Origin of the sequence: Streptomyces sp. NPDC101219, assembly GCF_044767675.1 — a bacterium.
GTDB lineage: Bacteria > Actinomycetota > Actinomycetes > Streptomycetales > Streptomycetaceae > Streptomyces.
This window is the reverse complement of sequence record NZ_JBIWOK010000005.1, coordinates 110,374-125,847: the sequence shown is the minus strand read 5'-3', so window position 1 is coordinate 125,847 and position 15,474 is coordinate 110,374. Positions and strand designations below refer to the sequence as shown.

Genomic DNA, 15,474 nt, shown 5'->3' with positions numbered 1-15,474 from the left:
GTCAGGCGATCTCGTGGCGGAAGTCGGCGGACCCGGGCCGTTCGTGACCGAGGGCCATGATGAGCAGCGGGGCCTCGTCGCCCTCCGTCAGCCCGAGCCGCTCGGCGTACGACACGTTGTCGAAGCCCAGGGCCACCCCGGCGCCCAGGCCGAGCGCGGCGGCGGCCACGTAGAAGCTCTGGGCGACGGCCCCGGCGGTGCCGACGGCGAGCCGGTAGCCCCGGTCGCCGACGGCGTCCAGGACGGCCGTGGTCCGTACCGTCGGCACCAGGACCGCGCCGGCCTGTTCCAGGTTGTAGTTGGCGAGGAAGTAGTTCCGCTGGAGGAACGACCCCTGCGGCCCGGCGTCGACGAGGCGCAGTTCACACCGGTCCGGGTCGTAGGCGTACGCCCCCTGCTCCACGTCCCGCACGTGGTTGACGAACGCGTAGAGCCGGGCGAGGCGGAGCCGGCCCGAGGGGTCGGTGTCACCGGCCAGGCGGGTCTGCGCGCAGGCCGCCAGGACGGCGGACAGCTCGCCGGGCGCGACGCGGCGCCGGGCGTCGAACCGGCCGAAGCTGGACCGCCGTTCGCGCAGCGACCGGCGGACACCGGTGTCCGGCAGGACCGGTTCGGGCAGCGGGACGCGCGGCTCGGTGGCCGCCGGGGGAGGCCCGGTGGGGGCGGCGGCAGCGGCCAGCGCGCCGGGGGCGGGCCGTTCGGTGGCGCCCGCCAGGGTCGCGGTGTGCATGGCGCGCAGGGCGTCGAAGTCGAGGAGCGTGCGGGAGCGTTCGGCGTCCCGGTGCCGCACGGCGGGCCGGTGCCCGGGGTCCGTGCGCGGCCGTCCGGCGCCGTCGGCGGCGGCGGGCCGCCGGCCGGACGGGCCGCCCGCCCAGTGCAGCGGAACCACGCCGAACACCGCCTCCTGCTCGCCGGGCACGCCCAGCAGCTCGTTCAGGCGGGGCTCGTCGAACCACAGCACGGGCGCGATCCGCAGTCCGCGGGGCGCGGCCCACAGGCGCCATGTCTGCACCAGGGTGCCGAGGTCGGTGCACACCACGTGGAACGAGAAGCTGTTGTACTTGAAGGAGTTCTGCCAGTACTTCACCGAGAGGATCAGGTACTGGTCGGCGTCCAGGGCGTCGGCGGGGGCGTCCGCGCCCAGCGCGTCCCGCACCCGGTCCGTGACGTCACCCGTCAACAGGCGTTGCAGCGCGTGCCGTTGGACGTCGTAGTGGTGCAGGCCCGGGGTGAGCGGGGCGGACGGGCCGGACGCCCAGTGGATGCCCATCGGGTAGAGGCCGCCCCCGCCCGCCGTGCCCCGGGACCAGTTGGCGTGGGTGTGGAACGGCAGCCCGGCCAGGTCGGTGTTGGCCTGGATGCCCAGGCGCCGCCCGGTCAGTCCGTAGGAGTCCCGGAGCATCGCCGACAGCAGCGGCAGGGTGAACCCGGGCGCCCGGTCGGCGTCCCGGGTCGGGACGGAGTCGGGCAGCAGGCCCGGCGCGACCGGGACGTCGGCGAGGTCCTCGGTGCCGGGCAGCGCGAACGCCGGCGCGTCCGGGTAGAACTTGCCCTTGCGCGGGCCGTCGGCCCAGTCCACGACGTGGTCGGTGGGTTCCATCGGGACGCGGCCGCGGTGCAGGACGGCGTGCGCGTACTCATGGGCGTACCCCATGGCATCCCCCTTTCCTTCTTGCCTCGGTGCTCGCGGTGGTCGGACGCGCCCGCTGGGGGCGCAGGGACGGCGGGACGGGTGACACGGACGGCCGGTGCGCGCGCGGCGGGCGGCCGGTCACGGGAACGGGTGGGGGCCGGGGTTGAGGTCCGCCTCGGTGAGGTCGCCGGGCCTGAGGCCCGCCTCGCGCAGGGCGGTGAAGGTCCGGGGCAGGTGCCGGGCGCGCTGCCGGGTCCAGCCGAAGTCGAGCGGCAGCAGTCCGGGCACGATCACCTTGACGGTGTGCAGGCCCAGGGCGCGCTGTTCGGGTGCGGTCTGGTCGACGACGACCACGTCGAAACCGGCGGACGTCACCGCGTCCACGGCGGCGAGCAGGTCGTCCCGCACGTCCGGCCCGGACCCGTCCGCGCGGTCCCAGCGCAGCGCGGCCACCTCCACCCGCTCCGCCGTCCGACGGGCCGGGCCGGGACGCAGCAGGAAGTCGGCGAAGCGGCCCATCTCGGGGACCGCGTAGACCAGCGGGTGGTCGTGCAGGCTGGTGATCCGGGTGAAGTCGGCGGCCATCGCCCGGTAGTCGCTCTCGTCGCGCCGGAAGCGCTGGAGCAGCTGCACCGAGTCGGTGGCGATCTCGCACAGCGCCGCCGCGAGGGCCGCCTCCGGATCGAGGGAGGCCCCGGCGCCGAAGCACATGCGGGCCGGGCCGCCGTCGAACCGCTCGGCCACCCCGGTCACCACGGGCACCGGAAAGCTGATCCGGGTGTCGAAGAACCGCGCCCGGTAGCCGTACAGGGCCATGCGCTCCACCATGTACCGGGTGCGCGGGTCGCGGCTGGTGGCCGGGTCGATCTCGGGCAGCGGCTGCATCCCGTGCCAGGCCAGCAGGAAGGCGTCCCGTTCGAGCACCTCCATCAGCCCGCTCAGCACGGCCTCCTCCAGACTGCCGCCGGAGGCACAGCCGTTGGAGCTCTCCTGCACGAACCGGTGCTCGATGCCCGGCTTGTGGTAGTAGGCGAGGACCTCCGGGACCGGCCGGGGCCGCGCGTCCCGCAGCGACCAGCCCCACACCCACGGGATCCGGCGGTCGGGCGTGAAGGGCGGCACCCACGGGTTCTGCGCGTGGAACGCGTCCGTGTACAGCCCGGTCTCCCGCGGGTCGACGGCGTCCGGACCGAGTTCGGCCAGGGTGGCGGTCAGCGTCACGGCCCGGCCCCGGGCGCGCATCCCCGCGTACCGTTCCAGGCCCTCCAGCACGCCGATCCGGGTGCTCGCACGGTAGGTGTCGGCGTGGCCGCCCCAGAACGTCTCGCGCAGGTAGTCCCCCGAGCGGCTGGAGAAGCAGCCCACGGTGGCGGACGTCGTCGGCGAGGTGACGTCGCAGACGACGGACGGCCCGACGGCGCCCCAGTGCGGGTTGGCGAACGCGTCGACCTCCAGCTCGTACGCGTCCACCGGCCGGACCCTGCTGACACCCGGCCGGTACTTGGGCGCGGCCCGCAGCACCAGGGCCGCGCCCTCGGCGGTCACCGGCTCGGGGGACGCGCACCCGGGGCAGTCCGGCTCGGGCACCAACGGGTGATGACGCACCGTCAGCCGCTCGACGTCCACCAGCCACACGTCGGGGAACGGCCGCCGTGACCGCCGGGCCGGGTCCCCGGCGCGCCCCGCGATCAGCGCGGCGACGGCCTGCGTGGCGAACGGCACGAGGTGCGGCCAGGGTCCCGCCTCCCGGGTGCCGCCCCGCAGTTCCAGGCCCTCCCGGAGGCCGACCGAGCGCACGGACTGCCAGCGGCGCCGCAGACAGCTCCCGCAGCCCGGCCCGTCCCCGTCCGGCCAGGGGCCGACGATCACGTGGTGACCGTAGAGGTGCACGGGCACGGCGCCGGCCGGGGCCGCCCGGCCGTCCGACGGCTGCCCGGCGGGCGGGCCGAAGACGTCGTCGACACCAAAGGCGTCGTCGACACCGAGGGCGCGGACGGCCACCTCGGGCAGCGGGCGGTCCGCGGCGGCCGGCAGCAAGTCTGCTAGCGCACGGCGGAGTTCACCGGCGAAGCGGTGGCAGGCGGCGTCCCGCGGCCGGTCCTGCCGGTCCTGCCGGTCCGCGGGGGGTCTCCCGCGGCCGGACCCGACGGCCGGCCCGGTCGCGGTTCCGGTCGCGGCTCCGGTGCCGGTCCCCGTCCCGGTCGTGGTTCCGGTCGTGGTTCCGGTCCCGGCGCCGGTGCCGGTCGCGGTCTCGGTCGCGGTGCTGGTCGCCGTCCCGCCGGTGCCGGTCGCGGTCTCGGTCGCGGTGCTGGTCGCCGTCCCGCCGGTCCCGGTCGCGGTCTCAGTCGCGGTGCAGGTCTCCGTCCCGGTCTCGGTTCCGGTGCCGGTCCCCGCCCCGGTGCCGGTCGCGGTCCAGGTCTCCGTCCCGGTCTCGGTTCCGGTGCCGGTCCCCGCCCCGGTGCCGGTCGCGGTCCAGGTCTCCGCCCCGGGGCCGCTCCCGGTCCCGGACCCCGTCCCGGCCCCGGTTCCCCCTCCTCTTCCCGCGAGGTCAGTCGTCATCGTCGGCCGCCTTGGTGAGCAGCACGCGGACGGTGTGGATGCCCGCGGCCGGCAGGTCGGCGGCGTGCGTGGGCACGACCACGGCGTCCCGCCCCGCCGCGGCCAGCCGTTCCAGGACGTCCGTCCAGGACACCGGGGCGTGCGGTGGCCCCGCCGTCCCCGGCCCGGCGGTGACGGGAACCAGCGCTGCGTCCAGGTCGGCCAGCAGCGGGTCACCGGTGTCGGGCCCGCCCAGTGCGCCCTCCTCGGCGAGCTGCACCGTGCCCAGCAGGTCGCGCAGCGCGTCGACCGCAGCCGCCGTCCGGTCCAGGGCGGCGCCGGCGGCCCACCGCGACGCCCCGGCCCGGTCCGCCGGCCCGTCCTCGCCGGCCGGGCGTGTCCGGGCCAGGACGACGGACACCCCGCTGCGGTCCGCCTCGCCGAGGTCGAGCAGCTCCACGTCCAGGCCCATGTGCCCGGCGGTCCGCAGCAGGAACGCCGCCTCCGCGTCGCCGTCCACCTCGCCGGGGGCCAGCGGCGCGGTCCGCCCGGCGCCGCGCACCGACCGGCACAGCGCGTCGTGGGCCAGCGCCGACAGCAGTCCTGCCGCAGCGGCCTCCGGCAGCCCGCCGCCCGCGCCCGCCCCGGCCCGGGACGGCTCGAAGCGGCGGTCCTGGTTGTCCGGCCCGAACGGCCGGACGGCGCCCGCCGGGACCAGCACCTGTTCCTTCGTCAGCAGTGAGGTGCCCGCCAGCCATCCGGTCACCGGATCACCGCCGGCGCCGGTCGCCGTGGTCAGCGCGTCGGGGGACACGCGGGGCAGCGGGTCCGCGTGGTCGGCCGGCGAGCCGTCCGCCGGGACGGGCGCCGCCGGGACCACGTGCTCGGCGTAGACGGCGGCCGCGGCGTCCAGGGCCCGCAGCCGGGCCCCGGCGGTGTGCTGCACGTCGAACGCGGCGACGGTCCGGGTCCCGGCCGTGCCGAGCCCCACCTCCACGGCACCCACCTTCAGCGGGGTCTGCGTGACCGGCTCGTCCGCGTACCGGGTGAAGACACCGGCCGACGGCCGGATCGCGAGCGAGCGGCGGTCCAGTTCCGCGAGGGGGCCCTCGGTCGCCTCGTCGTCCGGCGCCGCGGCCACCACCGGTTCGAACGCGGGCCGCTCCGGCGCCGCCGTCAGGTCGACGGCCTCGACGGGGGCGGGCGCCGGCCGGCAGAACGGACACCGCGGATGCGGCAGCAGCCGCTCCGCCAGGACGTCGAAGGACGCCATGTCCTGCACCAGCACCTGCCCCCGCGTCTCGGCCGGCAGCGCCCCGGTGACCAGCCGGAACACCTCGTACCCGAGCAGGTTCCCGAGCATGGCCGCGAGGGGGCCGCGCGGCGCGGGTCCGCCGGCCTCCTCCAGGGCCAGCCCGCTCCACAGCCCGGCGGCCACCGCGGCGTCCGCCGCGCCCCCGTTCGCGCCGAGCCGCAGCGCCGCGCAGGCGACGCAGCCCGCCGCGTCCGGGGCGGAGAGAGGACCGACCACGGCACGGTTCCCGAACGTCCAGGCGGGCAGCAGCACCCGGCCCTGCGGGACGCCCTCGCGCAGCAGGGCCAGCGCGGTCCGGAAGGCGCCGCGCCCGCAGGCGGCGACCACCACGTCGTACCCCTCGTACGCGGCCCAGCCGTCCGTCCGGGGACCGCCCCCGGGCGCGGGCAGGACCGCCACCTCGGCCGGGCCGCCCTGCGCCGTGTACCGGGCGGCCTCGGCGCGCACGGCGTCGACGTCCCGCGCGGTCGCCGGGCCCTCGGCGAGCGCGGCCTCGACGCCGACGGCGGCGCAGCCGTTGCGGATCAGGGACAGCGCGGCCCAGCGGGCGGTCTGGCCGTCGCCGAGCACGGCGACCCGAGTGCCGCGGAACGCGGCGAACGCGCGCTCCGCGCCGTCGGCATAGTGGTCGAGGTAGGCGATCTGCTCGGCGAAGAGGTCCGCGACGGCCGGTTCGAGCGGTGTCCCGCCCGCGGCGTCCGGGGCGGCGGGATCCGGCACGGAGCGGGCGAAGCCGCGCGCGTAGAGGGCCTTGACCAGGCCGCCCACCATCGCCTTCTGCGGGTCCTTGAAGCCGGTGCAGATCTCCGCCACGGTCCGGCTGCCGTCCAGGTGCGGGACGAGCAGGGTGGCGAAGCGGTAGGCCGACGGGGAGGTGACCTGGAACCCGCCGTCGGCATTGTGGAAGATCACGCCGTCCGGCGTCTCGGTGAACAGCACGTCGCGGCGCACCCTGGGCCGGGTGTCCGCGGTCTCCTCGTACGGCGTGGTGGGCATGCTCGGGTCGTACCTCCGGGTGGGGGCCTGGCGGCCGGTGCGGGTGGACGAGCGGGTGGGGAAGGGACGCCTGGGGCGGGCGGGTCCGGTGGGACCCGTCGGCGGGCGCGGATGTACGGGGCGGGAGGGGGCGGAGTCGGGGCCGGGGACGGGGGCGGTCGTGGCGTGGACGTGACGGAGGTTCGGCGGGCGGGGGGCTGTGCGGGGGCGGCCGGGCGGGTCAGGTGGCGCCGGACGGCAGGGCGTGCCGGGCCACGGGCAGGAGGGCCTGCGCGACCTCGCCCGCCCGCGTGCCGCGGTGCAGCGCGTGGGCGCGGAAGAGGGTGTTCATCCGGAGCAGGCCGGGTTGTTCCTCGTCGAGGAGCCCGCGGTCGAGGAGCTGTTCCAGCAGTTCCTCGGCGCGGGTCTCGGGCACCGCGAGCGCGCCGGCCGCGTCCGGCACGGTGAGCTGCCCGTTCAGCCGCGCCAGCCGCAGATGCGCGTCGGCCAGCGGAGCGGGCAGCCGCCGCAGCGCACCGTCGAGGATCAGCGGGACGGACAGCCGGGGGTCGTCGGGCAGCGCCAGCCGGGCGGGCAGGTCCCGGCGCAGCCAGGTGGCGCAGTCCGCGAGACGCTGCGCGGGCCGGGTCAGCAGGCGGGCCATCACGATCCGCAGCGCGAGCGGGACGTGCCCGCACAGGTCCGTCAGCGCGCGGGCCGCGGCGTGCTCCGCCGCCACCCGCTGGCGGCCGAGGACGCGCGTGAGCAGCGCGTGCGACTCCTGCCGGGGCAGCGCCCCGAGGTGCAGTACCGCCGGCCCGTGGGTGGCGACCAGGGCCGCCAGCCGCCGGCGGCTGGTCACGACGACGGCGCCCCGGCCGGTGACGGAGGACGTCCCGGAGAGCAGGTCGCGCACCTGATCCGGATGCATCGCGTCGTCGAGCACCGCCAGACAGGGGCCGCGGGAGGCACCGGGCGCGAGCAGCGCGCGCAGTTCGGCGGCGGCCTCCTCGACGGGCCGGGGCCTGCCGTCGGGCGCGGTGAGCGACACCAGCGCGGCGCCCCCGGGATACCGGTCGGCGACCAGGTGGGCGGCGTGCAGGGCCAGCGCCGTCTTGCCCATCCCGGGGCCGCCGGAGACGACCGCAAGCACCGGTTCCGGGCCGCCGGGTGCGAGCTCCGTCCGGCTCAGGTGGGCGACCAGCCCGGCGGTCTCGTCGGCCCGGCCGGTGAAGCCGGGCACCCGGGGCAGCCGGGGTGCGGGGGACGCGCCGGCGGGGCCGCTTGCGGCGAGGACGGCGTCCGCGCCCGTGGTGTCCGGTGCGGCGAGTGCGGGGCGGGCCGGGGCGGTGAGCGGGACCGCGCGTCCCGCGTGGGCCGGGCCGACGGCGTCGTCGGCCGAAACGATTCCGCCCGGGCCGCCGTTGGCCGTCCCATGCCCCGCCGGAGCACCCGTCGGGGCTCCCGGGGAGCCGGCCGGACCGGGCGGTGCGGCCGGTGCGGCCGGTGCGGGCAGGGCGGGTGCCGGTTCGGTGGCCCGCCCGCGGGGGAGGCCGCGGAGTTCCTCACCGCGCAGGATGGCCAGTTCCAGGGCCTGGAGCTGCGGGCCGGGATCGACCCCCAGCTCGTCGCGGAGCCGGCCGCGGATCCGGCGGTACTCGGCCAGCGCCTCGTTCTGCCGGCCCGACCCGTACAGGGCCCGCATCAGCTGCGCGGACAGACCCTCGTGCTGGGGATGGGCGCCGGTGGCCTCCCAGAGGTCCACCAGCACCTCGCTGCACCGGCCCTGCGCCAGCTGGATCTCGCAGACGCGTTCCAGGACGCGCATCCGCTGCTCGGCCAGCCGGGGCACCTCGTCCCGGTGCAGCAGCTCGGAGGGCACGTTGGCGAGGAGCGGGCCGCGCCACAGCCCGAGTGCCGTGCGCAGCATGGGCAGTTCGGACTCCCCGGCGGCGGACGCCTCGGCCGCCAGGCGGCGGAAGTGCAGCAGGTCCAGGGTCTCGGCGTCGGCCGACAGGCGGTAGCCGCCGGCGACCGCGACCACCAGCCGTTCCGCGATGCCGTACCGGGCGAGCAGGCGGCGCAGCCGGAGCACACAGCTCTGCAGCGCGGACTTCGCCGTGGCCGGCTGCTTCTCCCCCCAGACCGCCTCCAGGAGCCGGTCCGTGGGGACCACCTCACCGGGCCGGAGCAGCAGCGCCGCGAGCAGGGACGTCGGTTTCGCCGGTGGCAGGACCACCACGTCACACCCGTCCGTCACGCTCAGCGGGCCGAGCAACTGAAAACGCACAGCCTTCCCCCGTTGACCCTCGAACCTCTGCCGCATGGGCCGGCATCCGCACCCGCGGGTGCGATGGTCATGCTGCCGTGCCCGACCCACCGGGGAGCGGTGGCTCACTCGTGCTCCGATTCCCGCCCCCGGCAGGGGAGAGGGGAAGCAGTTGTGAAGTGGTTGCGTGCATACGCCTTCGTTCTTGTGGCAGTCGTGAGTGTCTACCGGCGTAGAACGCGGGTCAAGGGGTGGTCACACAATCACTTGTGGACAAGTTCCGGCCACTGACTGAACGTCAACTTCCAGCGCTGTCAGCATCGTTACTGGTGGCGACCCGGACGGGCGGCCCGTCCGGGGGGTGCCGGGGGCGGCCCCGCCCTGTGAAAACTGGACGCGTCCGGGACGGGTGTTCGCCGCCCCGTAGGGGGACGTTCACCGCCGCGCCGCCGGCCCCGGGAAGCGCACCCCGCCGGCCCAGGGAACCCGCCTGTCGCTTCCGCGGGCGTCCCGCGTCCGGACACGCCTGACACCCGGCCCGCCCCGCCTCCACCGGAGACGGCACGAACCGGGTGTCACCGCACCGCCGGAATCAGGCGGAGCAGGAGGTGGTGCTGCAGGTGGAGCTGGACGTCGAGGTGGAGCTGGTGCTGGTGCAGCCGGCCAGCACGACCTCGCTGGCGTCCGAGTAGTCGGAGATCTCGAAGGTCTCGGCCTCGAGCTCGAGGATCTCGTCGGCGAGGGTGCTCAGGTTCTTGTCCATGACGTCTCCCGGTGGGGTCGGGGCGGACCACCGTCGCCGGGGCCGCCGTGGCGTGCTACGTCACCCATTGCAGCCGCCCCCGCTGACCGTTCGGCATGCGTGCCGCTGTCATACCGCTGGCACGCGGCGCCAGCGGCACCACCCGCGGCGCGAAGGACCCGGGGCGCGGTGGCCCCGCCTCACGTCCGCCGTTCCGCCGGGCGCACGGCCCGGTAGTACAGGTCCAGGCACATGAGCAGTTCGGTCCGCTCCACGCCCGGCAGGGTTCTGATCTCGGAGTCGATCAGCCGCATGACGTCCTGGGCATCACGGCAGACGGCCTCGGCGAAGATGTCGAAGCGGCCGGCGCAGGCCACGACATAGGTGATGGACGGGATCTTGGTGAGGAGCTGGGCGAGGGCTTCGATGCCCTGGCCCGGGCGGCAACGGACGGCCACCCACACCTGCATCCCGAAGCCGAGGCTGCGCGGGTTGGCGATGGCGGTGATGCGCAGGACGCGGTCGCCGATCATGCGGGTGACGCGCTTGCGGACCTGGGACTCGGAGATGCCCACCGTCTCCGCGACGCCCTGGAAGGGGAGCCGGCCGTCCAGGCTGAGTTCCCCGATGATCTGCCGGTCGGTGGCGTCGAGCGACGCGGTCTGCGGGCTGTCGCCGTCCTCCGTCCGCTCCGGCGCCGCCTTGTCCTGGGCAACGTCCCAGGCCGGCTCCTGGTAGTGGAGCTGGAGGTACGGGAAGACCTCGGCCGATCCGACGCCCGGTGTCCTGGCCAGGGTGTCGTGGACGACGGTCAGCAGCTCCGCCGTGTCACGGCACAGCACCTCCACCAGCGCGTCGTAGCGGCCCGTGGTGATCACGGCGTAGTCGACGGCGGGCAGCTCCGCGAGGGAGTTCATCAGCGGTTTGACGGCCTGTGTGCCGTCGAAGCAGAGGCCGACCAGGGCCATCACCGGGAAGCCGAGGAGGGCGGGGTCGGCGACCGCCGTGATCTGGATGACGTTGTCGTCGAGGAGCTGGTTGACCTTGCGGCGGACCGTCTTCTCCGGCACGTCCAGCTCGCGGGCCATGCCGGCGAAGGACCGGCGTCCGTCCGCCTGGAGGAGGCGGATCAGCCGGCGGTCGAGTTCCGTGAGCCGCGCGTCCACCTCGTCCTGGCCGGGCAGCGGCAGCGAGCCGTCGAGAAAGCCGGAGACGAGGTGGGAGGGGCCGTGCATGGCAGTCATCGTATCGGTGCGGCTTCGTGGACGAGGCGCCCGGCGAGATACACCTCGTCGACGCGGACGTCGAGCAGTTCGTCCACCGGGCAGGCGAAGGGGTCGCGGTCCAGGACGACGACGTCCGCGTACTTGCCGGCCTCCAGCGAGCCGTAGCGGTCGCCCTCGCCCAGGGTCCGGGCGGCGTTGATGGTGTGCATGCGCAGGGCCTCGGCGAGGGTGATCTCCTGCTCCGCGTCGAGGATCTCGCCCAGGAACGACCGGCGGCGCAGGGTGCACCAGATGCTGAAGAACGGGTTCGTCGCGCGCTCCTCCGAGCCGATCCAGACGTCCGAACTGCCGGTGATCGGCCAGCCCTCGTCCAGCAGGCGCCGGAACGGGAAGCGGCCGAGCCGGCCGTAGTCGCCGAGGTAGGCGGGGAAGAAGTCGCCGAAGGTGTAGAGGAAGACCGGCTGCGGGACGGGGATGATGCCCGCCTTGCGCCACAGCGCGGTCGCCGCCGGGTCCGGAAGGAAGTTGCCGGCGTGCTCGACGCGGGGAGCGGGGACCCCGGCGGGGGCACCGCCCGCGGCGGCGACGGCCTCGCAGACCTCTTCCTGGGCCCGGTCGCCGTTGGCGTGGACGGCGAGCTGGAGGCCCGCCTCCGCGGTACGGCGCAGCGCCTCGCCGATCTGACCGGGGCTCAGGGCCACGTCGCCGCAGTGGTGGTGGCCGGCGTGGCCGTCGTTGACGTAGGGCTGCTTGACGGCGGCGCTGGCGGCGGAGTAGCCGCCGTCGGCGAACATCTTGACGCCGTGGACGCGCAGCAGCTCCTCGGGCGCCTTGAGGTCCAGCCACTCGCGGTGGGTGCAGGCCTCGTCCAGGGAGACCGTGCCGGGGGCCCAGAGATAGACCCGCAGCCGGGCGCCCAGCTCGCCGTCCTGGTGCAGGCGGTCCATGGCCCGCAGCCCGTCCACCGATTCGGAGATCTCGCCGATGGTGGTCACCCCGTGGGCCGTGAACAGCTCGCGCACGCCCCGCTCGACGGCGCGGTGCAGCGCGTCGCCGGAGAGCCGGGGGAGTGGCAGGAGGTTGTCCATCTCCTTGACGACGCCGGTGGGTTCCCCGGTCTCGTCCCGCAGGACCGTGGGCAGTCCGGTGATGCTGTAGTCGGCCTCGCGGTAGTCGCGGTCGATGCCGGCCAGCTCCAGGCCGCGGCTGTTGAGGACGGTGATGTGTCCCCCGGCGCGTACGGCGATGGCCACCTCCGTGCTGACCGAGTCGAGTTCGGCGCGGGTCGGCAGGCGTTTGTCGGTGAGCTTCTGGTCGAAGAAGAGGTTGGCCTGGCCGACCAGCCAGCCGTCGACCGCTTCGCCGAGGTGTGCGCGGAGGGTGGCGAGGACGTCGGCGACGGAGCCGCAGCGCGGCGCCCGGCAGTCGACGGTCTGGTAGTGCGTACGGGCGGCGACCTCCATGTGGGCGTGCACATCGACGAAGCCCGGCATGAGGGGACGCCCGCCGACGTCGTGCACCCGGGTGCCGGGGCCGATGTGGGCGTCGGCGTCCTCCTTGGGGCCGGTGGCGACGACGACCCCGTCCCGTACGGCGACGAAGCCGGGGCCCATCTGCTCGCCCTCGGCCATCCGGATCACCTTGTCCGAGATCAGGACGAGTTCCGCGGTGCCCTCGCTCATGTACGCCTCCTCGATGGTCCGCCCGACGGGGCTGTGGTTGAAGCCGGAACGTAATCGCGCGCTCTGCCGCGTGTCAATGACTGATTCAACCCGCAGATTCGTTGCGCATAACGAAATCAACCCTTGACAGTGCATCCGATGACTGATTCTGTTCGAGCGCCGCGAAGTGTGCGGCCTTTCCGCCACCGCTCGCCCTCATCTCCCACGGCATCGCCGTGCCGGACACCGCGTCCGGACATCCGCACCCGTCACCTCTGCAGGGAGGCCCCATGTCATCGCCCACCCGTCACGCCGAAATCGCCGGGGGCGGCCTCGCCGGCCTGACCACGGCGACCGCCCTGGCCCAGCGCGGCTGGAGCGTGCGCCTGCACGAGCGCGGCCGTGAGCTGCGCGAGATCGGCGCCGGCATCTTCATGTGGGAGAACGCCCTGCGCGTCCTCGAGGAGATCGGCGCCTTCGACGAAGCAGTCCACCGCGCCGAACGCATCGACAGCTGGCGGCTCTACGACGAGCGGCAACGCCGGCTCCAGGACGACTGGATGAAGGGCGGCGGCACCCGCCTGTTCACCGTGCTGCGGCCCGACCTGCACCGGGCGCTCGCCAACGCGGCCACCGAGGCCGGGGTCGAGATCGTCACCGACTCGCTGGTCGCGGGCGCCAACCCCGACGGCGAGCTGATCCTGGAGAACGGCAAGGTCCTCAAGGCCGACCTCGTCGTCGGCGCGGACGGCGTCGGCTCACCCGTGCGTAACTCCGTCGGCCTGAACCTCGTCGTCCGCGACCTGGAGGACGGATGCATGCGCAGCCTCATCCCCAGGCTGCCGCACGACCCCGTCGACAACGCCCTGGAGTACTGGCACGGCGGCCGGCGCGTGGGCGTCGTCCCCGTCACCCCCGACCAGGTCTACATCTACACCTGCTGCCCCTCCAGCGACCTCCCCGGACGCGAGCGGCCGTTCAACAAGGAGTCCTGGACCGAGTCGTTCCCCCACCTGCGGAGCATCTTCGACCGCATCCCGGACATCTCCCGCTGGGCCTCGTTCTCCGACGTCCGCTGCCACCGCTGGGTCAACGGGCACGTCGCCCTCGTCGGCGACGCCGCCAGCGCCATGTCGCCCAACCTCGGACAGGCCGCCTGCCTGGCCATGACCAACGGCTACGGCCTGGCCCTGATGCTTCAGGGCCGGACCGACGTGCCCGGCGGCCTGCTCGCCTGGGAGGCGCGCCAGCGTCCCGTCACGGACGCGACCCAGCGCTACTCCCGGCTGTACGGCCGCGTCGGCACCCGCTGGCCGCGCCCCGTCGCCGACGTCCGCTCCGCCCTGGTCTGGGCGGCCGGACGGTCCAGGCGCTGGCAGGCGCGGGTCAACGTCGCCGCACACCAGGGCGCCGAGTCCGTCCGCCCGAGCCTCCGCCGGGCCGGCTGACCCACCCGTACGGACAGGGCGCCGCACCGCTCGCGGCGCCCCTCCCGCCGAGCGCCACCCACCCCCACAGAACCAAGGACCCCTTGAGCATCATGCACACAGCAGGAGGAAACCGTTATGGCACACAACCCCTCGGGTGCCTTGATGGACGGTGTGGAGAGGCGGTCGATCGACCACGTCCCCTCCACTGAACGCCACGGCAAGGCCTGGCACCAGGGCCCGTTCTGGCTGACCGGCGGCTTCATGCTGCCGTCCATGCTGATCGGCTTCCTCGGCCCGTCCATGGGGCTGGGCATGGGCTGGTCGCTGATCGCCGTCATCTCCGGCATGGCCTTCGGCACGCTCTTCATGGCCCTGCACGCAAACCAGGGCCCCCGCCTCGGCCTCCCCCAGATGATCCAGTCGCGCGCCCAGTTCGGCTCGCGCGGAGCGATCTTCCCGCTGGCCATGGCCGTCTTCATCTACATCGGCTACAACGTCTTCCAGATGGTGCTGGCCGGTGACGCGCTGTCGATGTTCCTGCCCGGCCAGAAGATCTGGTACGTCGTCCTCGCGGTGGTGGCGGTCGTGATCGCCGTCGTCGGGCACGACCTCCTGCACACCGTGCAGCGCTACTTCAGCTACCTCACCATGACGATCTTCGCGGTCGTCACCGTCGCGGCCGTCCTGCACTACCCGATGGGCGACGTGGCTCCCGTCGCCACCGGATTCTCCGGCGCCGCCTTCCTCGCCCAGTTCGCCGCGGCGGGCGGCTACCAGATCAGCTACGGCATCTACGTCTCCGACTACTCCCGCTACCTCCCCGAGAACATCCCCGACGGCAAGCTGATCGGCTGGACGTTCCTCGGCGGATTCACCGGCGCCGCCTGGCTCGGCAGCCTCGGCGCGATCTTCGCCTCCCACGTCCCGGCGCCGGACGCGCTGCGCCAGCTGTACCTGGTCGGCGACACCGTCTTCCCCGGCTTCGGCGCGGTGGCGGTCCTGGCCACCCTGCCGGCGCTGATCGGCACGTCCGGCGTCAACGCCTACGGAGCGATGCTCAGCGCCACCACGGTCCTGGACGGCATCAGACGCGTGAACCCCACCCTGCGGCTCCGCGTCGTCGGCGTGTGCGCGGTGGGCGCGGTGGGACTCGGCATCACCCTGAGCATGCCCGCCGCCTACATGGACAGCTTCCACACCTTCATCGCCGTCATGTGCTACCTGCTGGTGCCGTGGACCGCCGTCAACCTCGTGGACTTCTACGTGGTCCGGCGCGGCCGTTACGCCATCGGCGACATCATCGACCCGCACGGCTCCTACGGCCACTGGGCCTGGCGCGGGCTGACCGCCTACTTCGGCGGCTTCGTGTCCATGATCCCCTTCGTCACCCTCAGCTTCTACACGGGCCCGGTGACGCAGGCCCTCGGCGGCGCCGACCTCGCGTTCGTCGTCGGACTCCTGGTCTCCGGGGTGCTCTACTACGTCCTCGCCCGAGGCGTCGAGCAGCACGATGCCGCCCTGCCCGCCGAGGAGGTGCGTGTCCCCGCGTAGTGACGCGCGCCCCGCGCCCGGCCCGTGCGGGGGCCGGGCGCGGCCATGTCCCCGGCTGCCGCTCGTGCCCGGCAGGTGGCGCGGGAATTCCTTTCCGGCTGTCACGCCTGGTCACTATGCTCACTTCATGCCGG

9 protein-coding genes are annotated in these 15,474 nt (G+C 74.6%); 2 read left to right on the top strand and 7 right to left on the bottom strand.

Translation table 11 applies throughout. The annotated features are described in order from the left end of the window. Nucleotide 1: 1 nt before the first annotated feature. From ACIRPP_RS11430 to ACIRPP_RS11400, 7 genes are all read right to left on the bottom strand, one after another. On the bottom strand, nucleotides 2-1,654 hold the full coding sequence (locus tag ACIRPP_RS11430; protein ID WP_403640326.1) for a nitroreductase family protein: 1,653 nt from the start codon (nucleotides 1,652-1,654) through the stop codon (nucleotides 2-4). Between the two features lie 117 nt (nucleotides 1,655-1,771). After that, nucleotides 1,772-4,192, bottom strand: coding sequence for a TOMM precursor leader peptide-binding protein (locus tag ACIRPP_RS11425; protein ID WP_403640323.1), 2,421 nt, complete (start codon nucleotides 4,190-4,192; stop codon nucleotides 1,772-1,774). Continuing rightward, a complete protein-coding gene (locus ACIRPP_RS11420; protein ID WP_403640320.1) occupies nucleotides 4,182-6,482 on the bottom strand; it encodes a TOMM precursor leader peptide-binding protein in 2,301 nt (766 codons plus the stop codon). The genes ACIRPP_RS11425 and ACIRPP_RS11420 overlap by 11 nt, the downstream gene beginning before the upstream one ends. Nucleotides 6,483-6,702: 220 nt before the next feature. Next, complete coding sequence (locus ACIRPP_RS11415; protein WP_403640317.1) at nucleotides 6,703-8,751, bottom strand: BTAD domain-containing putative transcriptional regulator; 2,049 nt, start codon at nucleotides 8,749-8,751, stop codon at nucleotides 6,703-6,705. A gap of 571 nt (nucleotides 8,752-9,322) precedes the next feature. Next, a complete protein-coding gene (locus ACIRPP_RS11410; RefSeq protein ID WP_103543201.1) occupies nucleotides 9,323-9,493 on the bottom strand; it encodes a thiazolylpeptide-type bacteriocin in 171 nt (56 codons plus the stop codon). A 179-nt stretch (nucleotides 9,494-9,672) separates the two neighbouring features. Beyond that, on the bottom strand, nucleotides 9,673-10,707 hold the full coding sequence (locus ACIRPP_RS11405) for an Lrp/AsnC family transcriptional regulator (protein ID WP_403640314.1): 1,035 nt from the start codon (nucleotides 10,705-10,707) through the stop codon (nucleotides 9,673-9,675). A 5-nt stretch (nucleotides 10,708-10,712) separates the two neighbouring features. Then, nucleotides 10,713-12,380: an amidohydrolase gene (locus ACIRPP_RS11400; RefSeq protein WP_403640312.1), complete on the bottom strand. Its 1,668-nt coding sequence runs from the start codon at nucleotides 12,378-12,380 to the stop codon at nucleotides 10,713-10,715. Between the two features lie 269 nt (nucleotides 12,381-12,649). Here ACIRPP_RS11400 and ACIRPP_RS11395 point away from each other — a divergent pair, with 269 nt between their 5' ends. Both ACIRPP_RS11395 and ACIRPP_RS11390 read left to right on the top strand, forming a co-directional pair. Then, nucleotides 12,650-13,807, top strand: a complete 1,158-nt coding sequence (locus tag ACIRPP_RS11395) for an FAD-dependent oxidoreductase (RefSeq protein WP_403640310.1) — start codon at nucleotides 12,650-12,652, stop codon at nucleotides 13,805-13,807. Nucleotides 13,808-13,924: 117 nt separating this feature from the next. Then, entirely contained in the window at nucleotides 13,925-15,340 is a 1,416-nt protein-coding gene (locus tag ACIRPP_RS11390) for a purine-cytosine permease family protein (protein WP_403640308.1), read from the top strand. Nucleotides 15,341-15,474: the final 134 nt, after the last annotated feature.